The 24,891-nt window shown below is 60.1% G+C and carries 26 protein-coding genes, 1 tRNA gene and 1 pseudogene; 10 read left to right on the plus strand and 18 right to left on the minus strand.

Features of this window, described 5'->3' with window-relative positions; translation table 11 throughout:
- Nucleotides 1–60: 60 nt before the first annotated feature.
- From arfB to ACW4TB_RS06845, 6 genes are all read right to left on the minus strand, one after another.
- Nucleotides 61–474, minus strand: a complete 414-nt coding sequence (gene arfB / locus ACW4TB_RS06820) for an alternative ribosome rescue aminoacyl-tRNA hydrolase ArfB (protein WP_012315075.1) — start codon at nt 472–474, stop codon at nt 61–63.
- Between the two features lie 337 nt (nt 475–811).
- A complete protein-coding gene (locus ACW4TB_RS06825) occupies nt 812–2,575 on the minus strand; it encodes a PAS domain S-box protein (RefSeq protein WP_279928834.1) in 1,764 nt (587 codons plus the stop codon).
- 325 nt (nt 2,576–2,900) lie between these two features.
- Nucleotides 2,901–3,842, minus strand: coding sequence for a sensor domain-containing diguanylate cyclase (locus tag ACW4TB_RS06830; RefSeq protein ID WP_012315077.1), 942 nt, complete (start codon nt 3,840–3,842; stop codon nt 2,901–2,903).
- On the minus strand, nt 3,839–4,639 hold the full coding sequence (locus ACW4TB_RS06835; RefSeq protein WP_279928831.1) for an EAL domain-containing protein: 801 nt from the start codon (nt 4,637–4,639) through the stop codon (nt 3,839–3,841). Before ACW4TB_RS06835 ends, ACW4TB_RS06830 begins: the two co-directional genes overlap by 4 nt.
- Nucleotides 4,640–5,260: 621 nt before the next feature.
- Nucleotides 5,261–5,425 (minus strand): hypothetical protein, encoded by a 165-nt coding sequence (locus ACW4TB_RS06840; protein WP_012315079.1) that lies wholly within the window; start codon nt 5,423–5,425, stop codon nt 5,261–5,263.
- Between the two features lie 209 nt (nt 5,426–5,634).
- Nucleotides 5,635–6,636 carry a zinc-dependent alcohol dehydrogenase family protein gene (locus tag ACW4TB_RS06845; RefSeq protein ID WP_012315080.1) on the minus strand — a complete coding sequence of 334 codons (1,002 nt, stop codon included), beginning with the start codon at nt 6,634–6,636 and terminating at the stop codon, nt 5,635–5,637.
- 107 nt (nt 6,637–6,743) lie between these two features.
- On the opposite strand from ACW4TB_RS06845, the gene ACW4TB_RS06850 reads away from it, so the two are divergent.
- Nucleotides 6,744–7,643: a LysR family transcriptional regulator gene (locus ACW4TB_RS06850; RefSeq protein WP_012315081.1), complete on the plus strand. Its 900-nt coding sequence runs from the start codon at nt 6,744–6,746 to the stop codon at nt 7,641–7,643.
- A gap of 27 nt (nt 7,644–7,670) precedes the next feature.
- On the opposite strand, the gene ACW4TB_RS06855 is transcribed toward ACW4TB_RS06850, so the two are convergent.
- Entirely contained in the window at nt 7,671–8,600 is a 930-nt protein-coding gene (locus ACW4TB_RS06855; protein ID WP_455842917.1) for a cupin domain-containing protein, read from the minus strand.
- A 30-nt stretch (nt 8,601–8,630) separates the two neighbouring features.
- On the opposite strand from ACW4TB_RS06855, the gene ACW4TB_RS06860 reads away from it, so the two are divergent.
- The 4 genes from ACW4TB_RS06860 to ACW4TB_RS06875 all read left to right on the plus strand — a co-directional run bounded on the left by ACW4TB_RS06860 (nt 8,631) and on the right by ACW4TB_RS06875 (nt 10,529).
- A complete protein-coding gene (locus ACW4TB_RS06860; RefSeq protein ID WP_012315083.1) occupies nt 8,631–9,149 on the plus strand; it encodes a carboxymuconolactone decarboxylase family protein in 519 nt (172 codons plus the stop codon).
- A gap of 13 nt (nt 9,150–9,162) precedes the next feature.
- Nucleotides 9,163–9,417: a glutaredoxin 3 gene (grxC, locus tag ACW4TB_RS06865; RefSeq protein ID WP_012315084.1), complete on the plus strand. Its 255-nt coding sequence runs from the start codon at nt 9,163–9,165 to the stop codon at nt 9,415–9,417.
- A gap of 190 nt (nt 9,418–9,607) precedes the next feature.
- The gene (locus tag ACW4TB_RS06870; RefSeq protein WP_190273311.1) at nt 9,608–10,045 is read left to right on the plus strand and encodes a hypothetical protein; all 438 of its coding nucleotides are present in this window, start codon (nt 9,608–9,610) and stop codon (nt 10,043–10,045) included.
- Between the two features lie 190 nt (nt 10,046–10,235).
- Nucleotides 10,236–10,529, plus strand: coding sequence for a hypothetical protein (locus ACW4TB_RS06875; protein ID WP_052293021.1), 294 nt, complete (start codon nt 10,236–10,238; stop codon nt 10,527–10,529).
- 371 nt (nt 10,530–10,900) lie between these two features.
- On the opposite strand, the gene ACW4TB_RS06880 is transcribed toward ACW4TB_RS06875, so the two are convergent.
- Nucleotides 10,901–11,428: an OmpA family protein gene (locus ACW4TB_RS06880; RefSeq protein WP_455842928.1), complete on the minus strand. Its 528-nt coding sequence runs from the start codon at nt 11,426–11,428 to the stop codon at nt 10,901–10,903.
- 131 nt (nt 11,429–11,559) lie between these two features.
- On the opposite strand from ACW4TB_RS06880, the pseudogene ACW4TB_RS06885 reads away from it, so the two are divergent.
- Nucleotides 11,560–11,889 (plus strand): annotated as a pseudogene (locus ACW4TB_RS06885) (ATP-binding protein); the annotation flags it as partial.
- Nucleotides 11,890–12,160: 271 nt separating this feature from the next.
- Here the strand turns inward: ACW4TB_RS06885 and ACW4TB_RS06890 are convergent.
- From ACW4TB_RS06890 to ACW4TB_RS06930, 9 genes are all read right to left on the minus strand, one after another.
- Nucleotides 12,161–12,236: transfer RNA gene (locus ACW4TB_RS06890), tRNA-Gly, on the minus strand.
- 63 nt (nt 12,237–12,299) lie between these two features.
- Nucleotides 12,300–12,860 carry a CDP-diacylglycerol--glycerol-3-phosphate 3-phosphatidyltransferase gene (gene pgsA, locus ACW4TB_RS06895; protein WP_012315213.1) on the minus strand — a complete coding sequence of 187 codons (561 nt, stop codon included), beginning with the start codon at nt 12,858–12,860 and terminating at the stop codon, nt 12,300–12,302.
- Between the two features lie 33 nt (nt 12,861–12,893).
- Complete coding sequence (gene uvrC / locus ACW4TB_RS06900; protein ID WP_279928789.1) at nt 12,894–14,717, minus strand: excinuclease ABC subunit UvrC; 1,824 nt, start codon at nt 14,715–14,717, stop codon at nt 12,894–12,896.
- Between the two features lie 5 nt (nt 14,718–14,722).
- Nucleotides 14,723–15,361: a response regulator transcription factor GacA gene (gacA, locus tag ACW4TB_RS06905; protein WP_279928787.1), complete on the minus strand. Its 639-nt coding sequence runs from the start codon at nt 15,359–15,361 to the stop codon at nt 14,723–14,725.
- A gap of 63 nt (nt 15,362–15,424) precedes the next feature.
- Complete coding sequence (locus ACW4TB_RS06910) at nt 15,425–15,814, minus strand: helix-turn-helix domain-containing protein (RefSeq protein ID WP_279928785.1); 390 nt, start codon at nt 15,812–15,814, stop codon at nt 15,425–15,427.
- Between the two features lie 153 nt (nt 15,815–15,967).
- A complete protein-coding gene (locus ACW4TB_RS06915; protein ID WP_012315217.1) occupies nt 15,968–16,399 on the minus strand; it encodes a GNAT family N-acetyltransferase in 432 nt (143 codons plus the stop codon).
- 134 nt (nt 16,400–16,533) lie between these two features.
- Complete coding sequence (locus tag ACW4TB_RS06920; RefSeq protein ID WP_279928783.1) at nt 16,534–17,229, minus strand: glutathione S-transferase N-terminal domain-containing protein; 696 nt, start codon at nt 17,227–17,229, stop codon at nt 16,534–16,536.
- 73 nt (nt 17,230–17,302) lie between these two features.
- Nucleotides 17,303–17,803, minus strand: a complete 501-nt coding sequence (locus ACW4TB_RS06925) for a PaaI family thioesterase (RefSeq protein ID WP_012315219.1) — start codon at nt 17,801–17,803, stop codon at nt 17,303–17,305.
- Between the two features lie 106 nt (nt 17,804–17,909).
- Complete coding sequence (locus ACW4TB_RS06930) at nt 17,910–19,292, minus strand: amino acid permease (RefSeq protein WP_012315220.1); 1,383 nt, start codon at nt 19,290–19,292, stop codon at nt 17,910–17,912.
- A gap of 255 nt (nt 19,293–19,547) precedes the next feature.
- Between ACW4TB_RS06930 and ACW4TB_RS06935 the strand changes: the two genes are divergently transcribed.
- Together ACW4TB_RS06935 and ACW4TB_RS06940 are read left to right on the plus strand one after the other, a co-directional pair.
- Complete coding sequence (locus ACW4TB_RS06935) at nt 19,548–20,444, plus strand: LysR substrate-binding domain-containing protein (RefSeq protein ID WP_012315221.1); 897 nt, start codon at nt 19,548–19,550, stop codon at nt 20,442–20,444.
- A 105-nt stretch (nt 20,445–20,549) separates the two neighbouring features.
- Complete coding sequence (locus tag ACW4TB_RS06940; protein WP_125923939.1) at nt 20,550–21,794, plus strand: 2-aminoadipate transaminase; 1,245 nt, start codon at nt 20,550–20,552, stop codon at nt 21,792–21,794.
- 3 nt (nt 21,795–21,797) lie between these two features.
- Here the strand turns inward: ACW4TB_RS06940 and ACW4TB_RS06945 are convergent, their stop codons facing one another.
- Nucleotides 21,798–22,100, minus strand: a complete 303-nt coding sequence (locus ACW4TB_RS06945) for a hypothetical protein (RefSeq protein ID WP_012315223.1) — start codon at nt 22,098–22,100, stop codon at nt 21,798–21,800.
- Nucleotides 22,101–22,239: 139 nt separating this feature from the next.
- Between ACW4TB_RS06945 and ACW4TB_RS06950 the strand changes: the two genes are divergently transcribed.
- Nucleotides 22,240–22,665 (plus strand): hypothetical protein, encoded by a 426-nt coding sequence (locus tag ACW4TB_RS06950; RefSeq protein ID WP_254466118.1) that lies wholly within the window; start codon nt 22,240–22,242, stop codon nt 22,663–22,665.
- 73 nt (nt 22,666–22,738) lie between these two features.
- Complete coding sequence (gene fusA, locus ACW4TB_RS06955) at nt 22,739–24,850, plus strand: elongation factor G (RefSeq protein WP_012315225.1); 2,112 nt, start codon at nt 22,739–22,741, stop codon at nt 24,848–24,850.
- Nucleotides 24,851–24,891: the final 41 nt, after the last annotated feature.

Below are 24,891 nucleotides of genomic sequence, written 5' to 3' on the forward strand. Positions count from 1 at the left end.
TTCAGGAGCGTGACCATCGACTACCCGCTTTTGGCGCAGGCGGTGTAGCAGCTCCCAGCACTAGAAGTCCACTTTGCCCCGACCCGCCTTGACATTGCTCCGCCTGGCTTTGCCTTCCAGGCGGCGGGTCTTCGAACCGAGGGTCGGCTTGGTGGGGCGGCGTTTCTTCTCGGTCTTGCCGGCAGCGATGATCAACTCGGCAAGACGCGCCAGTGCGTCAGCACGGTTCTGCTCCTGGGTGCGGTACTGCTGGCCCTTGATGATCAAAACACCCTCGCCGGTGATGCGACTGTCGCGCAACGCCAGCAGCCGCTCTTTGTAGAACTCGGGCAACGATGAGGCCGGGATGTCGAAGCGCAGGTGCACGGCGCTGGACACCTTGTTGACGTTCTGCCCACCCGCGCCCTGCGCGCGGATGTAAGTCAGTTCGATTTCGGCATCCGGTAGATGCACGTTATTGGAGATGATCAGCATGACATGGCCCTTGTAATTGCGCCCATTATCACAGGGTTCGCCGGTCTCACATAGACGACCCCGGTGTCTGGATAGTTGTCGGTCCTTCGCGACTGTCCGGCTTTGGACACCCTGGCGAACGCCTGTTTGCCGGGGCCGCTTCGCGACCCATCGCCGGCAAGCGCGGCTCCCACTGGTACAGCGCAAACCTGAAGGCTGATCGTGATATTCCTGCGGGCCCCGATTTGCCCGTTATGACGTTCGCCAAGGCCGTCCTTGAGGAACGATGGCGCGAGCACTTTGGTCTCGGTACCTTCACTGATGGATCGATGTTTGCCATCGCCGCATTCGAGGTGTATCAGGAAGTTGTCAGCAACTGGCTCAGCGATGCGTTGAGGCGATCGATCCGCGCGGCGCTTTCCTGGACAAGCTGGGTGATTTCCTTGGCGGAAGTCGCTGACTGCTGAGCAAGCTTGCGGACTTCATCGGCTACGACGGCAAAGCCGCGACCGGACTCGCCAGCTCGCGCGGCTTCGATGGCGGCGTTCAGGGCGAGCAGGTTGGTCTTTTCCGTGATGGTGTTGATGCTGTCAATGATTTTCGTGATTTGAACGCTCGATTCCTGCACGCGTTTCATTTCGCGATTGGTAACCTGCGAGGCCTCGAGTTTGGCCTGTACATCGATCCCATAAGTGACGACTCTCTTGATGTGACCAACGGAGTCAGTGATGGGACAAAGGGCGCAATCGAGCCGAATGGGCCTGCCCGCTTTGTCGGGTATGTCGAGGGCACAAAGAAGCTGCTGCCCCGCCAATAACTGCGAAAACCTTTTCTCGCCCAATAGCTTGGCCAGGTTGTGCTGGCAGGCAAGCAGTCCGTGGGCGCTCTCGTGCCCTAGGTGACGGACCAGGTAATCGTTTGCCAAAATAAGTCTTCCATCGATCTCCCATTCCGCCACTGCGTTACTGACGCTGATGGCGGCGAAGCGCTTTTCGGACTCCAATGAGCGTTCTTTGGTCTGTGTGATGTTGGCTTGGATAGAAATGAATTGCGCCAATTCACCCTGATCGTCGAAGACTGGGTTGATTGCGAGAGATATCCAGTAATGCTCGCCCGACTTCTTGTAGTTCAGGATCTCGTTGTAGATCGGCCGGCGATTGCGTATGGCGTCCGCGATTCGTTCAACCGTTTCCGGGTTGGTAGCAGGTCCCTGCAATAAAGGGCCCGGTTTCTTGCCGCGGACCTCGTTCGAGTCGTATCCGGTGAGTTTCGTGAAGCCGCGATTCACGTACTGGATAAGGCCGTTCTTGTCGGTGATGACGATCGAGTTGTCGGTTTCGTTCGCCACGAGTGAAAGCAGCTTGAATTCCCTGTTGCGCAAGACCTCCTCAGTGATGTCGCTGGCGAATTTCACCACTCGGGTGACCTCGCCTTCCGGGCTCAGGATCGGGTTATAGGTGGCATGGATCCAAACTGAACGACCGCCCTTGGCTAAACGTTCGAATTCAGCCGTCTCATATTTTCCAGCGCGCAGTTTTTGCCAAAACTGCCCATAGGCCTTGGACTCGCGCTGCCCTATCGGCACAAAGATCTGATGTTTCTTTCCGAGGATTTCAGCGATCGAATAGCCCATCAACTTGAGTAACTTGTCGTTGGCGTCAAGGATGGTGCCGTCGGGGCTGAACTCTATGGTCGCATGAGCGCGGTCGATGGCAGACATCTGCGATTCGACGCGTGCCTGTTCAATCATTTCCGCAGTGATGTCCATCGCGAACTTGATGATACGCACCACCCTGTTCCTTCGAAAAACAGGCGTATAGGTGGCGCGAATCCAGAGCGCGGCGCCTTGCTTGTTGAGTCTCTTGAACGTACCCGTTTGAGACTTGCCCGCCCGAAGGTCCTGCCAAAATGAGAGATACGCACGGCCATCAGCTTCATCGGGTTGAATGAACATGCGATGAGGGCGACCGCGCACCTCGTTGAGGGAGTATCCCGTCATGCCGAGGAATATCGAATTGGCACGCAGAACCGTACCCTCGAGATCAAACTCGACGACCGCTTGTGTCTGCTCGATTGCGCTAACAACGTCCGAGGCTTTGCTTTGGCGAAGGAATTTGAACATCTGACTTACCCTTGAGAATTACGTTGTGGCCAGCGCCGTCGGCCATCTCCAATGTTCAAGCAGGCGGTATGTGCTGGTGTTCCGCGTGTGGGTGGCGAAAGGGAGGGCGGGAAGTTGCCCCTCAAGCTGGGCATGATCAATGCTGTGCAGTTCACGCCAGCGCAAACTCTTCTCCCCCGGGTTGAATTGCGCAGGCCGTACTGCGGTACAGTGCCGAATGCGTGGCGACTTGCCAGGAATCTTAATGGAGGACGAGGTACGCCAGGGCAAATGGATCGCCAGTCCGCCTGCCTCCCCGGACGCCGCTATTCATATGCTAAGAGGGTCAAACCTTAATGTTCTTCGATGATTTAAGGCGCTTCTGCTCGTACATCCTCAAATCCGCTTCGATGAAGGCTCCATTGATGCCACCCTTCGCGGGGCGCGACGACATTCCAACCGAAGCGGCGATGCCGCGTTCTGCCAAACGATCTAGCACACGTTCCAGCAGCACCTGGCCGTGCACCAAGTCGCAATTCACGCCGATTATTCCGAATTCATCGCCGCCCAGCCGGGCAACAACATCTTCGCTTCGAGCCGCTTCCGAGAGCGCTTCCGCCGTTCGGCGAATGAGCGAGTCTCCGGCAAGGTGTCCTTCCCTGTCATTTATCTGCTTGAGTTCGTCGAGGTCGATCACGATGACGACGCAAGACTTGCCATGGCGTCGGCATCGATGTTCCTCCTTCGCCATCAATTGATCCCATCCGGCCCTGTTGAATAATCCAGTCATCGAGTCCTGCAAGGCCTGGGCGGCGAATCGTTCCGCGCGACGGGTCTGGTTCTCAGCTCGAATCTCCATCTGCAGCAGGGCATTTAGAAGCCGGCTTATCAGCTCGAACAATTGCACTTGCTCGGGTGCCAGCTCTTTCTGCGGGCTTGCCGCTATACCGCATATCGTTCCATACAGGTCGCCGTCGCACTTATAGAGCGGAAATCCCATATAGGCTGCGGTCGGAATATCTCGGAGGAATGACGCGTCCTGATAACCGGGGTGTTCTCTGAGGTCCGGGGCAATGCGAGGGGCGCCGCCGACCACCATTTTCGCAAAAAGCGTGTCGCACCAATCCAGCATGTGGCCCGCCTGCAAGGATTGGTTTTCCAGTGATTCCATGACAATGCATTCGCCCTCATTGAGCCTGGTGACGAACCATTGATCGAAGCCAATGGTCTGCTTGAGGAACGCCAACGCTTCGCGTGCGGCTGATTCGAAATCGCAGACCTCGGTCATGCCTGCTGCTCCATAGCATCCGACTCGGGCGGCCAGCTCACCTCGGGCAGCGCCTCGAAATGAGGACGCGCAAATAGGTAGCCTTGGAACAACTCGACTCCCAGGCTCCGCAGCCTTGCATATTCGTCCCGCGTTTCCACGCCTTCGGCGATCACCGATATCTCAAGTGCCCTGCAGAAACTGAGAATTCCTTCGGTAATGGCCGTCCTGGCTTTGTCGTTGTGAATGTTCCTGATGAGCTGCATATCGAGCTTTATGATGTCGGGCTGGAACTCCGCCAGCAGCCCGAGCCCTGAGTAACCCGCACCGAAGTCGTCGATGGCTGTTTTAAAGCCCTGCCGCTTGTATTCGAGCATGATTTCCTTGAGGTGCTGCTTTTCTACGACCTGCTCGTTCTCGGTTATCTCGAAGATGATGCGGTTGGTCGGGAATTCGAATCGCCGAGCCGCATCCAGTGTGGCGCGAATGCAGGTTGCCGCCTGGTAGACTGCGTTAGGCAGGAAGTTGATGCTCAGGTAACAGGGCACTTCGAGTTTCGCAGCCAATTCGACCGCTTTGACCCGGCATGCCTGGTCAAAGGCATAGCGGTTTTCTTCGGAGACTCTCTCCAGAATTCCCTGGGCACCACTTCCATCCGTTCCGCGAACAAGCGACTCATAGGCGAATATGCTTTGGCTACTTACGTTGACTATGGGTTGGAAAGCCATACTGAACTCAAAATCCAGTTTCCGGCCGTCCCTGCAGTTTCGGCAGCCAACGGGGCGGTTCGATACGAGGGAAATATCATTCGGGTTCATCTTTCGTACCTAGGGGCGTGTTGGGCCTGGGGTGGGGACGATGCCTTATCGCATTCGAGCACCGGCTGGGTTTCCCTTACCGTTCCGGCAAGACGAGATAGCACTCTGATATCGACCACAGTATGCAACGTAAAGTTGTACAAATATATCTATTTGTACAGGTAAGATGAAACCAATGGTGGCGTTTATGCCACAAAGTCCCTGCAAAAAGGCATAAGTGACACCTAACAGTCATTTTTTTGTATAGGCGCGAGGGTCGGCGGCGTAACCCGCACTGGCATGCCGGAACCTGGCCGCTTGCAGACGTTCTTCCACGGGCATCCGGCGAGCGTGGTGTTCCGCAGCTGGGTGTCGTCCTATCGGCCCAGCGACAGTTTTGCCGACACCCGCTTCATCAGCATCAACGCTTTTGTCTTGGTCGTTTCAGCGGACACGGCCCAACGGCTCCGAGCCGGTGTCCGAGGCTAATTGACTAGACGCGGACGCTGGAGTGGGCAAGTGAACCCCGTCAGGTGTACAGCGAGCTGATCTTGTACAGCATTTCGCCGCCATCGGTACATTGTTGTACGGGATTCTGTGCAACTTTTATCAGTACCAACCGATGATCCAGTTTTCCGAGTCTCACAGTCTCCACCAGTCCAGCCATTGGCTACTGCCGCAGTGCGCCGCTTTCAGCTCCACCCGAAGCAGGATGCCGTCGTCGCCAGGGAACTCAGGGCCCGTCTCCAAATGCCTTTCGCGGTTCTGGGGATGTCCAACGGCCCACTTGTAGAGTTTCAGTTCCACGGGGGCTTCCAATCGCACTCAGGGCGGGCTAAGTGGATTTAGCCCTGTAGCGGGCCCGTCTCGACGAACTGGCCGCAGCGGGCGTTGAGAAGCTGCTGGTCATCGGCCGACGTTCGTACTGCATCAAAGCGCTGGGATTCCACATCTAGGTAAGCATGGGTGATGATGTGAATCGCCCCTAGATTCGTGGACACGCTAAGCTCAGGAGCCTATTCACTTACCAACTGGATAACCGTCTTGCCCCTGCCGCGGCCTTGCGCGACCTGTCGGAATGCATCGTTGACCTCATCCAGTGCAAAGTGTTGCTGGTCCACCCGGATCGCCAGTTGCCCGGCATTGGCCAGAACAGCTGCCTCGCGCAGGATACTGCCGTGGTGTTCACGCCCCTTGCCGGTTAGCAGCGGTGTCAGGGTGAATACGCCCGAGTAGGTGGCACTTTTAAAGGATAAAGGCGCGAGACTGTGCTGGCCCCAACCGAGGCAGCTTAGTACGTGCCCGGTATAAGGCTTTACTGCCTTGAATGACGCATCCAATGTGCTACCACCGACGGTGTCATACACGATGTCGAAACCTTCCCCCGCCGTATATTGTTCGACATACGCCTCTACATTCTGCGCCTGATAATCAATCGCCGTGGCCCCTAGCGAGCGAATGAAGTCGAGACTGTCTGCGGAACCGGTGGCGTAGACTTCAGCACCGCGAGCCTTGGCCAACTGCACCGCTACTTGGCCGACGCCACCTGCGCCGCCATGAATCAGCACCCGCTGACCACTACGAACACTGGCGCGATCTACCAAACCTTCCCAGGCGGTGATGAATACCAACGGCAGAGCGGCAGCCTCACGCATGCCGAGTGCGTGCGGCTTTGGCGCTATCAGCCGGGCATCTACGGCGATGTACTCGGCCATGGTGCCTTGGGCCCCGCCGATCCCTCCGGCCATGCCGAATACCTCCTGACCGGGCGTGAAGCCTTCCACCGCTTCGCCCAGCTCGACGACCGTGCCGGCCAGATCCAGGCCGAGCACCGCTGGCAGTGCTTGGCGGGCGTGCGCGCCAGCACCGGTGGCGATCTTGGTATCGAGCGGGTTGACCCCGGCGGCATGAACCCTGACGAGAACCTGCCCCTCACCGGGAACTGGGCGAGCGATGTGACGTACGACCAGTGGGGCCTGGGCGGACTCGGCGATAGCGGCAAGCATGGTCTGATTCATGACGGGAACCTCTGGTTGAGTGGGTGCATACAGGTTGCTCCGCCTCGCTCATTCCGATAAGAAGCTAAATTTGCATATTACTTATTCCCTAGTGAGGCCTAGTGGCAATGGATCTGTTCGACAGCATGCGCATCTTCGCCCGGGTCGTGGAGCGTGGGTCTTTTTCGGCAGTGGCTCGGGAGCTGAACATGGGGCAGCCGGCCGTCAGCAAGCAGGTCCGCGCCCTGGAGCACTACTTGGGAGGGCCAGTATTCGCCCGCAGCACCCGACACTTGGCTCTGACCGACCAAGGGCAACGCTTCTACAGTCACTGCCAGGAAATTCTCCGGCAACTCGAAAGCGCCACACGCAGCTTTGCCAGCGGTCAGGAGCAGATCTCAGGCCCCCTGCGCATCGCCGCACCGGTCAGCTACGGGCGGTTGTGCATAGCGCCGCTGATCGGGACTTTTCTGCAGCGCTATCCCGAAGTGCGAATCGACCTGCGGCTGAACGATCATAACGAAGACCTGCTCGTGGAAAACATCGACCTGGCGATCCGGATAGGGGTGGTGAAGAGCGAGGGCCTGGTGGCGGTGTCCTTGGGCACCACCAAGCGAGGGGTATACGCCTCGCCTACATACCTGCAATGCCACGGCCTGCCACTCGAGCCGGGTGAATTGGCTGCCCATAACTGCATCGGCTTCACCTTGCTTGAGCACTACGATCGCTGGCGTTTTACGCGCGGGACGGACGAGTTCGATATCGCCATCACAGGCAACGTCACCAGCAACAGCAGCGAGGCCATCCGTGAAATGGTGCTCTGCGGCTTAGGCATTTCCCTCTCTCCACAATGGCTTTTCGAAGCAGACGTTGAACGAGGCAGCGTGCAAAGTGTGCTCGACAATTACCAGGCCACCGCGCTGCCAGTCAGCGCGGTGTTCAGTCGTGAGCGGCGACATTCGGCCCGGGCAATGGCGTTCATCGATTTTCTGCGAGAGCACCTGCAAGTGTTACCAGACAGAGCATAGCCCCCGCGCAATCGGGATAGCGTTCGGCTAGGTATCCTGCATGTTCTGCTGCAACCATTCCCTCGGGCTTGCGCCCACCTTGCGGCGAAAGGTGCGGGCCAGTGCAGATGGACTTTCGTAGCCGACCTCATCGGCAATCAATGCGATCGGACGGCCTTCCCGCAGGCGTTTCTGCGTCAGGCTGATTCGCCAGTTCGCCAGGTAATCTGCAGGCGTGACTCCCACGGTCTCGCGAAAATGCGCAGCAAAGCTCGCGCGCGACATGCCTGAGCGATCAGCCAGCTCTGCCACGGACCATTTGCGCTGTGGCTCGTTGTGGATAACCACCAACGCCCGGGACAGCTGAGCACTGGCCAACCCGGCCATCATCCCCGAGGCAATACTGCGGCTGGCGATGAGATGGCGAAATAGCTGAATCACCATGAGCTCGAACAGACGATTGAGGATTACATCTCGCCCACACTCGTCGCCGAAGGCTTCTTCGAACAGCCAGTCGAGGGTGCCATTGAGACCCTGCAGTTCGTGCAAGGGTTTGATGATGAATTCCGGCAACGCCAAGGTCAGTGGATTGTTGGCTCCGCCATCGAATTGCAAGGTGGCGCACACCAATTGCGCTTCATCTGCTTCGATCGCCTGCAACTGATGCTCCTGCGGACGCGCCGCCAGAATCAGACTGGGCTCGGTCAGTTCGATGAACTGACCGCGTTTGTCCCTGAAGGCCACGCGCCCCGAACGCAGCAGATGTGCGTGGCCGAAACTTTGCTGCCCATGAAAATGAGTCGCTCCACAAAACCCACCCTGGTGGAAGGTGGACGCATGCAGGTTGAAATGATTGAGCAGTGTTGATAGTCGGTCCATAGCGCGCCCAAGTTTAGACGATCTGTTGCATAGATTCGACGATCTGGATCCGAAAGGACAGTCCACTTCCCTAGTATTGATTCCAAGCTTGGTCGACAAGCTGCCTAATCAACCTACTGGAGAATTACCATGACTCGTATCCCTGCTCTCTCGCTGGACCAAGCCCCTGTTGGCTCGCGCGCTGCCCTCGAAGGCATTCAAAAAGGTCTCGGCTTCATTCCCAACGCCTTCAAGACCTTGGCTAACTCACCGGCCGCACTCAATGGCTATCTGGGCCTCGCCCAAGCCTTGGGTAAAAGCTCACTGAGCGCCGCCGAGCGTGAGGTCGTTGCGCTCGCCACTTCCCAGATCAACGGTTGCGACTATTGCCTGGCCGCACACGCCTTCTTTGGTGCCAAGGCGGGTTTGAGCGACGAGGCCATAAGCCAAGCTCGTAGCGGCACACTCAACGCTGTCGCTGCGCTGGCGCATCAAATCACCGAAAGCCGCGGCCAATTGAACGACGATCAAATCGCTGCCGCCCGCGAGGCTGGTCTTACCGATGGCAAGATCGTGGAGGTGGTGGCCCAGGTCACGTTGTTAACCCTGACCAACTACCTGAACAACATCGCCACTACCGATATCGACTTCCCGCCATCGGCACGCTAGGAGGGTAACGGCCATGAGCAAAGTGACTATCTACACCACCCAGCGCTGCCCTTACTGCGTGAACGCCAAGCGACTGCTGCAGAGCAAAGGCGTCACTCCTTACGAAATTAACGTTGAAGAGTCACCCCAGCACCTAGCGGAGATGATACAGCGAGCCCACCGCCGAACCGTCCCACAGATATTTGTTGGCAGCGTGCATGTCGGCGGCTTTGATGACTTGGCGAGTCTCGATCGCCAGGGCAGGCTCGAGGCATTGCTTCACGCTTGAAGTGGCCGGTCCAGATCATGGTCAGTGAGCGCATTTCGATCCCCAGTACCTTTACCGGGCGCTCCTCGGACCTGGCCTCCCAACCGGTACTGTTGGAGAATACCCTCACCGGCCCAGGCCAGACGATGCCGCCCAGGTCTGTACCTGGCGCCAGCGTGCATCGACTCATCTTCCATTCGGAAAACTTGAAATGAGCACCGAACGGAAAATCGAACTCGATCTCACCAGGCTCACATTTCCATCCTGCCAGGTGATGGGCCGACACGGTCTCGACCGTCGCGAAACCATGGCCCTGCGCGAGTTCCAGGCGACGCACGGGCATGCCCATAATGTGGCCTGGCGTGCGGTCGAAGTCAGCCTGATCCAGGCTCTGCATGCCATAGGGCACGGGATCCCCGGACAGGTCGTTGAAAGGCTCCAAGTCTTGCAGGTGGACCCGCGTACCAGCTGGAAGCACCAGGTCACCGAGCACTTCCTTGTGTTCGAGGGTGGGATTGTGCGCACGCCAATCCCGCCAGAACCTGTTGGTGGACTCGATGTATGGCACACTGCCGGCTGCCAGCAACATCAGCAACAAGCCGAACCTCCAGCGCCGCGCCACAATGTAACGACGGCTTCGCGGAATTAGCAAGGCGATCAGGCCAGCGATGAAAAGCCAGAGAAAAACCTCGGAAAAAATGTAGATTATGTAGCCGAGCAACATGACCGGCATATCGACCGGAATCATGGACGTCCTTTTGGACCCTTATGTGAACGTCGCAGAATAGATCAGTTGGCAGTGATGCCCCAAGCCCGGTCATAGAAGGACATCCCACGGCATGACGCCCGACGAAGCTTTACGATTTACCCGAACCGTCGCTGGCCTTTCGATCACAACAGTGATCCTGGGCCCGATCCTAGCGCTCTACGTGCTGCAATCGCCAACCACTTCCCCTGTCAAGATCTCGGGCGTCCTTGCGTTCGCCGTCCTGGGGCTCACCAACCTGATTTCAATGATATTGAACGCGATTTACTGGTTTATCCGGCGGGAGCCAAAATGGCTCTCGGTAACGCTCTTGGTTCAAGCCGGTATGGCGGTTGCCACGGTAATTCCATTCTTCATAACCGGGTGATTTCTTCGGCTGAGCAATCTCAACACGGAGCGAGCCCGTAGCGCCGCACTGCCAAGGAGGCAATCTGTATGAGACCGGCAAGTTTCTGGAAGCAGGATGTTCACGACGGGGGCGTTGGCTAATTCCGAAATACCCGATCATATTCGCTTTCAATCAGGCAACGAGCGCATGGCGCCTTTGACGGAGCCATATAAGCACTGGCACGGTAGCATGCGACGTACTCACGGGGCACTTGGGCGCAGTACAAGCATTCTCGTTGCCAACGTGAAGCAACTTGACGCTGTCTTTGGGCGGCTTACCAGCGCAGTCTACCTGGTTAGCGCAGTTCAGCATCGCATTGGTTTGCAGGTATGCCATCACGCTGCCTCTCTTCACCGAAGCGAATGCCCTACGACCTCCAGCTCGCCACATGCATCTCCCTGAGGTACCAATCGAATGTCCACCCGACGATTTTCTGCGCGACCATTCACGGTGTCGTTGCTGCTGACCGGTTGACTGGCCGCGACACCTTGGACAGCAAAGCAACTGTCCGGGATATCGCCCATACGCTGCATCCAGTCGCGAACAGCGGAGGCGCGGGCACGAGAAAGATCGAGATTCTTGGCTGCATCGCCCCGCGCATCCGCATGCCCGGAGATAACGATCAACCAGCCAGGCTGGGCCTTGATTCCAACCAGTGCATTGACCAGCAGCTTGGTTGAACCCGGCTTGAGTTCGGCACTGCCAGGATCGAACAGGTTCAAGCTGTCGAGTTGGATTGGATCGGACGTAGGGGGTTCTTTGGCTTGCCTGGATGACCACTCTTGCCAACCTAACCACCCCAAGCATGCAATAGTGACCATCAGCAGCAGTAACCACGGCAAGGCCATCTGTGAGCAGTTAGAGATCACTTCAACCACAGTGTTCAAGTGGCGAAAACGCTACCTTTGAATCGACGGCTGTTTCCACCGGCAGCGCCAGTGCCGACCGATCAGCGACCGATGCCTGAATGAGCATGGGTACACACCGGATTGCGTCGCCTTGGGGCCAGGGCCTTGCCCGCAGCGACGGTCGCTTCGCCAAATTGATGGCCGGATACGCCAAGACTGACCTGCTGATCCTGGACGACTGGGGCTTGGCACCGTTTACCGCAGCGCAACGTCGCGACATGCTCGAACTGCTGGACGACCGCTACGGCAACCGCTCGACGCTGGTCACCAGCCAGATGCCGGTGGACAAATGGCATGCGTTGATCGGCGATCCGACCTTGGGCGATGCGATCCTCGACCGGCTGGTGCAAAACGCTTATCGGATCGAACTGAAGGGCGAATCGATGCGCAGGCGCGCAACGAAATTGACGGCGGCAGCGGCTTCAGACTAACAATTCAAACCTGCGTCGCTGCGCTCCGACTGCCTGTCCGAGTGAGCGTGGAATGAGCGTCCAAATGATCGTGGGCTGGGTGTCCAAGTGTCGTGGAATCCGCATGCAGATGCCGACCGAGCCGCGCACCGTGCGCTAGGCCGTTAAGCCTTCTTCGCCTGGGCGGGCGCTGTCGCCGGCACGCAGGTAACCTGCCAAATCGCAGGCACAAAAAAAAAGAGGCCCTTAGGCCTCTTTTTTGTGATCCCAGCGACGCACTGGGGATCGAATTTGGAGCGGGAAACGAGACTCGAACTCGCGACCCCGACCTTGGCAAGGTCGTGCTCTACCAACTGAGCTATTCCCGCGTCGTGATGGGTGCCATTCTAGCGATATCTAAAACGGCGTCAACCCCTTGATTCAAAAAAGTTTTATTTTTGTTCCGAACCTTCACGCAGGTGCGGCCAGGCGGCCAGCAGGTAATGGGCCATGGACCATAGCGTCAGCGCAGCGGCAACCAGCAGCAACCCGTAGCCCAAGATCACCCAGAAGGTCACCAGCGGCGGGTTGGCCAGCAGGATGACCAGCGCCAGCATTTGCGCTGCGGTTTTCCACTTGCCGAGGTTGGACACCGCCACATGCGCCCGCGCCCCCAGCTCAGCCATCCACTCGCGCAGGGCCGAAACGACGATTTCGCGGCCGATGATCACGGCGGCCGGCAGGGTCAGCCAGAAGTTGGCGTGCACCTGCACCAGCAGCACCAGGGCTACGGCGACCATCAGCTTGTCGGCCACAGGGTCGAGGAACGCGCCGAACGGCGTGCTCTGCTGCAGGCGACGGGCCAGATAGCCGTCCAGCCAATCGGTGGCGGCGGCGATGGCAAACACCGTGCTGGCGGCCATATAGCTCCAGTGATAGGGCATATAGAACAGCAAGATGAAGATCGGAATGAGCAGGACGCGTAGAACGGTGAGCAGATTTGGAATATTCATCGGTACGACTGGCTGCGGGTTGAGCCCGGCATTCTACTCGCTATGCAGGCTGGCATAAATCGACTCGGCAAGCTTTTTACTGATGCCGGGGGCTTTGGCGATTTCATCGATACTGGCGCGGTTGAGCTCCTGCAGGCCGCCGAAATGTTTCAGCAGGTCGCGACGGCGCTTGGGCCCTACCCCGGCAACGTCTTCCAGACTGGACACTCGGCGGGCCTTGCCGCGGCGGGCGCGGTGGCCGGTGATGGCAAAACGGTGGGCTTCGTCGCGAATCTGCTGGATCAGGTGCAGCGCCGGGTTGTCACCCTTGAGGGTGAACTCGTGAGCCACGTCATTCAGGTAAAGGGTCTCGAAACCGGCCTTGCGGGTCACGCCCTTGGCCACACCGAGCAGGGTCAGGTCGGTGAAGGCCAGCTCCTGCATCACTTCGCGAGCCATGTTCAACTGGCCCTTGCCGCCGTCCACCAGCAGCACGTCAGGCAATTTGCCCTCGCCGTCCTTGATACGCCCGTAGCGGCGCGTCAGGGCCTGGTGCATGGCCGCGTAGTCGTCGCCAGCGGTCACGCCTTCGATGTTGAAGCGACGGTAATCGGACTTGAGCGGGCCTTCAGGGCCGAATACCACGCAACTGGCTACCGTGGCCTCGCCGCTGGAGTGGCTGATGTCGTAGCACTCCAGGCGCTGGGGCACTTCGTCCAGGCCCAGCACCTCGGCCAGGGCCTCGAAACGCGCAGCCATGTGCTGGCGGTTGGCCAGGCGGGCATTGAGCGCCTGTTCGGCGTTGGTCACCGCCAGTTGCTGCCAACGGGCGCGGGTGCCGCGCACGCGGTGGCTGATGGTCAGCTCGCGGCCGCGCAGGGTTTGCAGCGCCTCGCTGATGGCAGCGAAGTCCTCGTGCACTACGTTGACGATCAACTCGCCCGGCAATTCGCGCTCGGCATTGCCCAGGTAGTACTGGGACAGGAAGGCGGCCATCACTTCGGCCACCTCTTCTTCAATACCTACCTGCGGGAAGAAGTTCTTGCTGCCCAGCACCCGCCCACCGCGCACGCTGATCAGGTGCACGCAGGCGCCACCGGGGTTGACGAAAGCGGCGACCACATCCACATCACCGGACCCGCCTTCCATGTATTGCTGGTCCTGAACCCGGCGCAGCAAGGCGATCTGGTCGCGCAGTTCGGCTGCCTTCTCGAAGTTCAGGGCCATCGCGGCCTTTTCCATCTCGGCATTGAGCTCATTGCCCAGTTGCTGGCTGCGGCCCTCGAGGAACATCACCGAATGGCGCACGTCCTCGGCATATTCCTCTGCGTCGACCAGCCCCACACACGGCCCCTTGCAGCGCTTGATCTGGTACTGCAGGCATGGGCGGGTACGATTGGCGTAGTAGCTGTCCTCGCATTGGCGCACCGAGAAGGCTTTTTGCAGCAAGCTGAGGCTTTCGCGGATGGCTCCGGCGCTGGGGTATGGCCCAAAGTAGCGCCCCTTGGCTTTTTTCGCGCCACGGTGAATCCCCAGCCGTGGGAATTGGCCGTCGGACAGAAACACGTACGGGTAGGATTTATCGTCGCGCAGCAGAATGTTGTACGGCGGCCGCCACTGCTTGATGAGGTTCTGCTCGAGCAGCAGCGCCTCGGTCTCATTGGCGGTGATGGTGGTTTCGACCTGGGTGATGCGCCCCACCAGCGCAGCGGTTTTAGGCGCCAGGCCAGTCTTGCGGAAATAGCTGGCCAAACGCTTCTTGAGGTTCTTGGCCTTGCCCACATAGAGCAGCCGAGTCTCGCTATCGAACATCCGGTAGACGCCCGGGCGAGCGCTACAGGTCGCCAGGAACGCGCTGGCATCAAAAACTTGGGACATGAGGTTCAGAGGCTTGCGTCGACCATACCGTGGCGAACGGCCAGCAAGGTCAGTTCGACGTCGCTGGTGACCGAGAGTTTTTCAAAGATCCGATACCGGTAAGTATTGACGGTCTTGGGCGACAGGCACAACTTGTCCGAGATGAGCTGAACCCTCTGGCAACCGACGATCATCAGGGCGATCTGGATTTCCCGCTCCGACAGGGCGTCGAACGGCGAACCTTGCGGCTGGAACGACTTGAGCGCCAGTTGCTGGGCAATCTGCGGGCTGATGTAACGCTGCCCGGCAAACGCCAGACGGATGGCCTGGACCATCTCGTCCAGCCCCGCGCCTTTGGTCAGGTAGCCGGCCGCCCCGGCTTGCATCAGGCGCGTGGGGAACGGGTCTTCTTCACACACGGTCACGGCCACCACCTTGGTGTCAGGGTGGCTGCGCAACAATTTGCGGGTAGCCTCAAGGCCACCAATGCCAGGCATCTTGACGTCCATCAGCACGACATCCGGCTTGAGCTCCCGGACCAGCTTGAGCGCCGACTCGCCCGAGTCCGCCTCCCCCACTACCTGCAAGCCGTCGATGTCGGCCAGCATGCGTGTAATACCGGTTCGCACCAGATCGTGGTCATCGACCACTAGGACCCTAATCAAGCAGACACCTCGTCAACAGGGCGATTGGATCCCGCCACCTTAACAAAATTTTTCAAGACGGGCCTAGCGCAAAACTTCCTTAGGAAATGTCCTACGCTCACGCCACTGTGACCGCATCGCATCACTTCGGCCTCCATCGCCCATCAGGCGCTCCAGCAAATGCGCAAACGCCGCTTTGTCGTCGGCCGCCAGGCGCCTGAACGCAGCCACTAAACCGGTTTCATCCGCCGTCAGGCTTTCCAGCGGCGCCGGGGTGCGCACACCGCTGAGCACATAGAGCGCGTCGACTCCTCTAGCCGCCAGGGCAGCCAGGTAATCGACCCTCGGTGTGCGTTCGCCACTCTCATATTTGCCCTGGGCATTGGGTTCGACGCCGCCGATATCACCAAACACCCGCTGGGTCATCCCCAGCCGTTCACGCTCTTCCCTAAGACGCGGACCGAGCCCATTCATACTGATGTTTCTCCTGCTTCCCTAGCCATCGTCGGATACTGCTCACAACCCTGTGGGCTCTTGCAGACTGCTCGGTCACTATGCCCATCGCACGCTGGGGTCGCAAGCCAGTATTGAGCCAGCACCTAGGGCCGCAAGCTTGATTTGCAAAGATCAGCCGATCACCTTCTGCATACGCACAAAACACTCATCCTCGCCCATTTCGACAAACCCCTGGCGCCGGTACAGCCGCCGCGCCGGGTTGCTCTTGAACACCATCAAGCGCAGCAACGGCAGCCTCTGTTGCGCCGCCTTGGCGACCAGCGCTTGCAGTACCCAACTGCCAACCCCTTGCCCGCGATGCTCAGGCAGCAGGTGCAGCTCGCGAATGAACAATGCCTGGCGGTCCTTGCTGAGGCTGCAGAAGCCCAGCACGCGGTCCCCGTCTACGACCAGCCACTGCTCCCGCCAATCCCAGGCCTGATCGAACGCTTCTTCGATCCACAACAGATCGAACTCCCGGTAGTACGCCAGCATGGCCCGACGCGTGAGGTCACGGGCGAAGGTGCGGTGGGCATCGGTGGCAGGTATCAACTCAATGGGCATCACACACCGCCCAGGTGCATAACCAACGGTGGCCGGGCAGCTCGCGCTTACAGCGGGTCATGGGGCTCTCCTGCATTGGCCTGTCGCCTGAAGCCTAGGTAATTCAGTGGCCGAGGTCACGCCCCATTGCTGCCTCAGCCCGGGATTTTCAGCCCCCGCTGAACAGCTGGGCGCTCAAGGAAGCTGGCCAGCACGCGCTGCACGTTATTGAACTCATCGAAGCCGACCAGCTCACCTGCGTTATAGCGTTCCACCAGGTTACGCACCCAAGGGAAGATGGCGATATCGGCGATGCTGTACTCATCGACCATCCACTGCCGCCCTTGCAGGTGCCGGTCCAGCACGCCGAGGAGGCGCTTGGATTCATTGACGTAGCGGTCGCGTGGGCGCTTGTCTTCGTATTCCTTGCCAGCGAAGAAGTGGAAGAACCCGACCTGGCCGAACATCGGCCCGATGCCGCCCATCTGGAACATCAGCCACTGCAGCGTCTGGTAGCGGGTCGCCGGGTCATGGCTGAGCAGTTGCCCGCTCTTTTCCGCCAGGTACTGCAGGATCGCGCCCGACTCGAACAACGGCAAAGGCTGGCCGCCAGGGCCATCGGGGTCGAGGATCGCCGGGATCTTGTTGTTGGCGCTGAGCGAGATGAATTCAGGGCTCAGCTGATCGTCGGTTTCGAAGCTGACCTTGTGCGGCTCGTACGCCATGCCGATCTCCTCCAGCATGATCGATACCTTGACGCCATTGGGCGTAGGCAGCGAGTACAGTTGCAGGCGCTCGGGGTGTTGCGCAGGCCATTTGCGGGTAACGGGAAATGCGCTGAGATCGGTCATGGTCAACCTGTGCCAGGGGAATGGACCTGTCACTTTAGTAACATCATGGGCGGCTGACCATCACCTGCCGTTGTCAGCTCACCTGGGCATGGGCCTTGAGCTTGAGCTTGTCGGTATCCACACGGACGAACACCGAATCGGCGCAGACGGTCAGCACATCCCCCGCCCAGACCTCGCAGATTACCCGTGTCTTGCGCCCGACTTCGCCTTCCACACGCGCCTTGAGCAGCAGCTCGACACCCATGGGTGTCGGCTTGAGGTAGTTCAGGCCCAGGCTGCCGGTGACACAATCGATACGCGGCAGGCTGCCAGGGGTTCGCCCTTCGGCCCGGTAGTGGTAAGCCATGGCAGTCCAGTTGGAGTGGCAATCGACCAGCATCGCCAGCAGGCCGCCGTAGACCAGCCCCGGCCAGCCGGTGAAGGTGGTGTCGGGCGTGTGGCGGCACAGCAGATGGATACCGTCGGCGTCCCAATGGCTCTGCACATGCAGACCGCTGGGGTGGGCAACGCCGCAGCCGTAGCAAATGCCGTCGGGTGCGGCCAGTGCCTGCAGGGAGAGAGCTTGTTCGTTCATACGCTTCCTGTGCTTGTTGGAATGGGAAGGGATGCAAGCTGCGATGTTAGCGCCGCGTTTGGCAGGGGCCAATGAAAATGCAGGGGCGCAAAGCGCCCCGCAAGGATCAGGCAGGTTGCGCCACCGCCCTGGCACGCCGCTGGGTCAGCGAAACCAGCAGGATGAACAGGGTCACCCCGGCCGTCATCAGCGTCTCGTAACGGTAGGCATCACTGAACAGCATGTAGCCCAGCACCATCACGATGGTGCCGATCACCAGCCAGGTCAGCCAGGGGAACAGCCACATCTTCAGCTCCAGCGGCCGCCCCTCTCGATCGGCGCGGGCCCGCATGCGCAACTGCGAGACGGCAATCACCAGGTACACCAGCAAGGCAATCGCGCCAGTGGTCGACAACAGGAAGCCGAACACTTTGCCGGGGAATACGTAGTTGACGAAGCAGCCGGCAAAGCCTGCCAGGGTCGAGAGGATAACCGCCACCGTCGGCACGCCGGCACCGGAGATACGCTTTGTCATGCTCAGTGCCTGGCCACGGGCGCCGAGGGAATACAGCATCCGCGAAGCGGTATAGAGGCCGGAGTTCATGCAACTGGTGACCGCCACCAGCACCACCAGGTCGACCAGCAGTTTCGCCCCGGGCACATTCAGCACCTCAAGTACCCGCTGGAACGAGCCCACGGCCTTGAGTTGCGGATCGTTCCAGGCCACCAGCGACACCACCAGGAAGATCGAGGCCAGGTAGAAGATCGCGATGCGGTACACCACCAGGTTGGTGGCACGGCGAATCTTGTCTTTCGGGTTGGCGGTCTCGTCAGCGGCAATGGTGACGATCTCGGCGCCAAAGAACGAGAAGATGGTGATCAGCACGCCACCGAGCACCGTACCGAAGCCATTGGGCATGAACCCGCCGCTGTCCCAAAGCCGGCTCACCCCTGAGACTTCGGCCAGCGGCCAGAAGCCGAACACAGCCAGGCTGCAGACCACGATGAAGGCAATGATCGCGATCACCTTGACCAGGGCAAACCAGTACTCGAACGCACCGAAGTTCTTCACGCTGACCAGGTTGGTGCCCGACAGCACAAACATGATCAGGAAGGCGAACAGCCAGGACGGTACCGCCGGGAAGTAGGCATGCAGGATGTCAGCCCCGGCGATGGCTTCGACCGGGATGATCAGCACCCAGAACCACCAGTACAGCCAGCCGATGGTGAACCCTGCCCAGGGGCCGATTGCCTCGGAGGCGTAAGTGGAGAAGGAGCCGCTGTTGGGGTTGGCGATAGCCATTTCGCCGAGCATGCGCATCACCAGCAACACCAGCAGGCCGGTCATGGCGTAGGAGATGAGAATGGCCGGGCCAGCGGTGGCAATGGCGTTGGAGGAACCGATGAACAGGCCGGCGCCAATGATGCCGGCAATGGAAATCATCGACACCTGACGGGAGGTCAGGCCGTGCTGCAGGGAACGCTGTTTCTTGTTTTCTAGCGAAGCCATGGAGAACCCTCGAATGGGTCGGCCGCCGCAGGGACGGCTGAAAAAGTTGGAGCAGAATTCTTGTAAGTCGTGATGCTCTTTTTTCTTGTTTTGAAGTCGCCGGCGGTGCACTTGCCTCCTCTTCGCAGTACCGGTTGTAATCGTTGATCCAGGTCAGTATTAATCTATAGGGCGAGGTCAACAAACGACCTTTTCGAAGCACATGATTCCAATATGGAATGAACTCCTTCCTTTTTTGCTCGGTACGCGCCTGCCATGTCCAAACGCCTGATGCCCTCGACTACCGCCCTGCAGTGCTTCGAAGCGGCCGCCCGCCACCTGAGCTTCACCCGGGCGGCACAGGAACTGCACCTGACCCAGAGCGCCGTCAGCAAGCAGGTCGCGCAACTTGAAGAAATGCTGGCGCACTCGCTGTTCCAGCGCATTCGCCGGCGCCTGCACCTGACTCCGGCGGGCGCCCTGTACCTGACCGAAGTGAACAAGATCCTTAACCAGATCGACATTTCCAGCCGCTACATCCTCAGCTATGGCGACGAAACCGAAGTGCTGCGCATCGCCACCCAGCCCACCTTCGGTGCGCGCTGGCTGGTGCCCAGGCTCAAGGGCTTCGGTGACCGCTACCCGCGCATCCACCTGGACATCCGCAACGAACTGGAGCCGTTCGACCTGGTGCAGGCCAAGGCCGACATCGCCTTCTTTTTCGGCCAGGGCACTTGGCCAGGGGCGACCTGCATCGAACTGTTCAGCGAAGAGGTGGTGCCAGTGTGCGCCCCGCAGCTACAGGCCAGGCACCGCTTCGACAGTGCCCAAGCCCTCACCGAGCACCGCTTGCTGCAATGCGCATCACGCCCGGAGGCCTGGCACGAATGGTTTCTGGGGCTGGGCCTGCACAGCCAGAACAGCTACCACGGGCCGCGCTTCGACACGTTCTACCTGTGCATACGTGCGGCCATCGCCGGTTGCGGCATCGCCCTGATCCCGCGCTATCTGGTGGCCGAGGAGCTGAGCGAAGGCAAGCTGGTAGTGGCCTGGGACCACCCGGTGGCGAGCAATGGGCGGCACTTCATCGCCCATGCCGAACATGCGGCAGAGGTGCCGAAGATCAGGGCCTTCGTGCAGTGGATTGGTGAACGCGTGGCAGAGGGAGATTGACCAAGTTCGCGAATCCAGGGAATGAACGCAATCGAATAATTCGTTTGCGGAACAACACTTCGGCGCGCTTCGATATTAAGAAACTCGAACAAGGTCTGCGTGCCCATGAATCTGGAAAGTATCAGCCAATCCATTGCCATCGTTCATCCGATTACACTTTCCCATGGCCGTAATGCCGAAGTCTGGGATACCGACGGCAAACGTTACATCGACTTCGTCGGCGGCATCGGCGTGCTCAACCTGGGCCACTGCAACCCGGCCGTGGTCGCGGCAATCCAGGCCCAGGCCACGCGCCTGACCCACTATGCTTTCAACGCGGCGCCTCACGGCCCTTACCTGGAGCTCATGGAGCGCCTGCGCGCGTTCGTGCCGGTCAGCTACCCGCTGGCCGGCATGCTTACCAACAGCGGCGCAGAAGCGGCGGAAAACGCCCTCAAAGTCGCCCGTGGCGCAACCGGCAAGCGCGCCATCATCGCCTTCGATGGCGGCTTTCATGGCCGCACCCTGGCAACCCTGAACCTCAACGGCAAGGTCGCCCCCTACAAACAACGCGTCGGTGAACTGCCGGGGCCGGTGTACCACCTGCCCTACCCCAGCGCCGACACCGGCGTCACCTGCGAGCAGGCGCTCAAGGCCATGGATCGTCTGTTCAGCGTCGAGCTGGCAGTAGAGGACGTGGCGGCGTTCATCCTGGAGCCCGTGCAAGGTGAAGGTGGCTTCCTCGCCCTGGACCCGGCCTTTGCCCAGGCGCTGCGCCGTTTCTGCGACGAGCGCGGGATCCTGATCATCATCGACGAGATCCAGTCAGGTTTCGGCCGCACCGGCCAGCGCTTCGCCTTCCCGCGGCTGGGCATCGAGCCAGACCTGCTGCTGTTGGCCAAGAGTATTGCCGGCGGCATGCCGCTGGGGGCGGTGGTCGGGCGCCAGGCGTTGATGGCGGCGCTACCCAAGGGCGGCCTCGGCGGGACCTATTCGGGCAATCCGATTGCCTGTGCGGCGGCGCTGGCGAGCCTGGCGCAGATGACCGATGAGAACGTCGCCACATGGGGCGAGCGCCAGGAGCAGGCCATCGTCAGCCGGGTTGAACGCTGGCAGCAACGCTTCCCGTTCATCGGGCGCCTGACAGGCGTGGGTGCGATGCGCGGGATCGAGTTCGTCAATGCCGACGGCAGCCCTGCCCCCGCTCAGCTGGCCAAGGTCATGGACGCAGCGAGGGCCAAAGGCCTGTTGCTGATGCCCAGCGGCAAGGCGCGACACATCATTCGCCTGCTGGCGCCACTGACCATCGAAGCCGAGGTGCTCGAAGAAGGGTTGAATATCTTCGAGCAGTGCCTGGCCGAGTTGAACTGAGGCTTACAGGCCCAGTTCTTCCGGGGTGAGCATGTCGGACTCGAAAGCGATCCAGCCGCCTTCGAGTTCGGCGTGGCCGTTGACGATCGGGCCGTAGTAGGTCAGGCCGTTCTCCAGCGTCACGCAGATATGCGTGGCCGGTTTTTCCGGGGCCGCCAGCGTGCCGACGAAATGCACCTTCTTCAGGGTTTCTGTCACGGCTTCCAGACCAACACGCATGCTGGGGTTTTCCGAGGCCTCGATATCGCCCCCACGGTCTTCGGCGCTGATGGTGACGGTGGCGGTGTACGGGAACTGGGTGCTCAAGCGGGGTTACCTCGGTGTTGGATGCAGACTTGCGGGCGCGTAGAGTACGGCAGCTGTGCGCTGTTGTCTCTAATGGCCTCCCCCGCCTTGATCTGTTAGGGTGCCCGCCGATGCACGCCACACCACACGAGGACACCGAGTGAGCGCCGAAGAACCCCTGATCGCCGACCTGTTCGAGGTCGACAAACGCCTGACCCTCAAGCCCGTCGTGGACTTCAACAGCTACCTGCGCAACGCTTTTGGCGAAGGCCCGTGCCGCTGCCACCGCTGCACCGAAGGTGGCGACGAAAGCACCTATACGCACGCCCACAGCTTTATGTTCGAGGGTGGCCAGTGGCACCGCCGTTTCGCCAGCACCGCCGGCAGCGACGTCGCGCAGGTACTGAAAAAAGCCTGGCTGTCGTACACCAAGGCTGACCTGAACCCGGTCGGTGCCCTGGACCTGGCTACCCTCAAGACCTTCACCGAAGCGGCTATGCACGAGCGCCTGCTGGCCCTGCTGCCCGCCAGCGGCGTTGCCCGCGAAGTGGACGGCCAGTGGTTGCTGCAAGCCCAGGCCGACTGACGGCCCGGCGGTAAAGCAGGATTCTCCCGCTCTGCTACCTTGGGAGAATCCGCTCATCCGCAGGTAGTCCGTCATGGCCCGCACAACGCCCATCGAGCTGTACCGCAACATTGGTATCGTCGCCCACGTGGATGCCGGCAAGACCACGACCACCGAGCGCATCCTGTTCTACACCGGGGTCAACCACAAGATGGGCGAGGTGCACGATGGCGCCGCGACCATGGACTGGATGGCGCAGGAACAGGAACGCGGCATCACCATCACCTCGGCGGCGACCACGGCCTTCTGGCAGGGCTCGACCAAGCAGTTCGCCGACAAGTACCGTTTCAACATCATCGATACCCCAGGCCACGTCGACTTCACCATCGAGGTGGAACGTTCGCTGCGCGTGCTCGATGGCGCCGTGGTGGTGTTCAGCGGTGCCGACGGTGTAGAGCCGCAGTCCGAGACGGTGTGGCGCCAGGCCAACAAGTATCACGTCCCGCGCCTGGCCTATATCAACAAGATGGACCGCCAAGGCGCGGACTTCTTGCGCGTGGTCAAACAGATCGACAAGCGCCTGGGGCACCACCCGGTACCGATCCAGCTGGCCATCGGCAGCGAAGAGAACTTCATCGGCCAGATCGACCTGGTGAAGATGAAGGCGATCTACTGGAACGACGCCGACCATGGCACCACCTATCGCGAAGAAGAAATCCCGGACGAACTCAAGGCACTGGCCGACGAATGGCGCGCGCACATGGTCGAAGCGGCAGCCGAGGCCAATGATGAGTTGACCACCAAGTTTCTCGATGGCGAGGAGCTAAGCATCGACGAGATCAAGGCCGCCCTGCGCCAGCGCACCATTGCCAACGAAATCGTGCCGACCATACTCGGCTCTTCGTTCAAGAACAAAGGCGTGCCGCTGATGCTCGATGCGGTGATCGACTACCTGCCAGCGCCCTCGGAGATCCCGGCAATCAAGGGCACCGACCCGGACGACGAAGACAAACATCTGGAGCGCCACGCCGACGACAACGAACCGTTTTCGGCCCTGGCGTTCAAGATCGCCACCGACCCGTTCGTCGGCACGCTCACGTTTGCCCGGGTGTACTCCGGCGTGCTCAGTTCCGGCAACGCAGTGCTCAATTCGGTCAAAGGCAAGAAGGAACGCATCGGCCGAATGGTGCAGATGCATGCCAACCAACGTGCAGAAATCAAGGATGTATGCGCCGGCGACATCGCCGCCCTCATCGGCATGAAGGACGTGACGACCGGCGACACGCTGTGCGACATGGACAAACCGATCATCCTCGAGCGCATGGACTTCCCGGACCCGGTGATCTCCGTAGCCGTAGAACCCAAAACCAAAGCCGACCAGGAGAAAATGGGCATCGCCCTGGGCAAGCTTGCCCAGGAAGACCCCTCGTTCCGCGTGCGCACCGATGAGGAGACCGGCCAGACCATCATTTCAGGCATGGGCGAACTGCACCTGGACATCATCGTCGACCGCATGCGGCGTGAGTTCAACGTCGAGGCCAATATCGGCAAGCCCCAAGTGGCCTACCGCGAGAAGATCCGCAACACCTGCGAGATCGAGGGCCGCTTCGTTCGCCAGTCCGGCGGGCGCGGCCAGTATGGGCACTGCTGGATCCGCTTTGCGCCGGGCGATGAAGGCAAGGAAGGCCTGGAGTTCATCAACGAGATCGTTGGCGGTGTAGTACCCCGCGAGTACATCCCGGCGATCCAGAAAGGCATCGAGGAGCAGATGAAAAACGGCGTGCTTGCCGGCTACCCGCTGATCAGCCTCAAGGCTGCGGTGTTCGACGGCTCCTATCACGACGTCGACTCCAACGAGATGGCCTACAAGATCGCCGCTTCCATGGCCACCAAGCAGCTGTCGCAAAAAGGCGGAGCGGTGTTGCTGGAGCCGGTAATGAAGGTCGAGGTGGTCACGCCCGAGGAATACCAGGGCGACATCATGGGCGACCTGAGCCGGCGCCGCGGCATGATCCAGGATGGCGACGAGACCCCTGCCGGCAAGGTGATCCGTGCCGAGGTGCCGCTGGGAGAAATGTTCGGCTACGCCACCTCGATGCGTTCGATGACCCAAGGGCGGGCCAGCTACACGATGGAGTTCACCCGTTATGCCGAGGCGCCGGCGAGCATTGCTGACGGGATTGTGAAGAAGAATCGCGGGGAGTGAAGCCGCGAGGGCTATGCCGGCGATAGGGCCAGCACAGCCCC

It is taken from the genome of Lelliottia jeotgali (assembly GCF_977070485.1).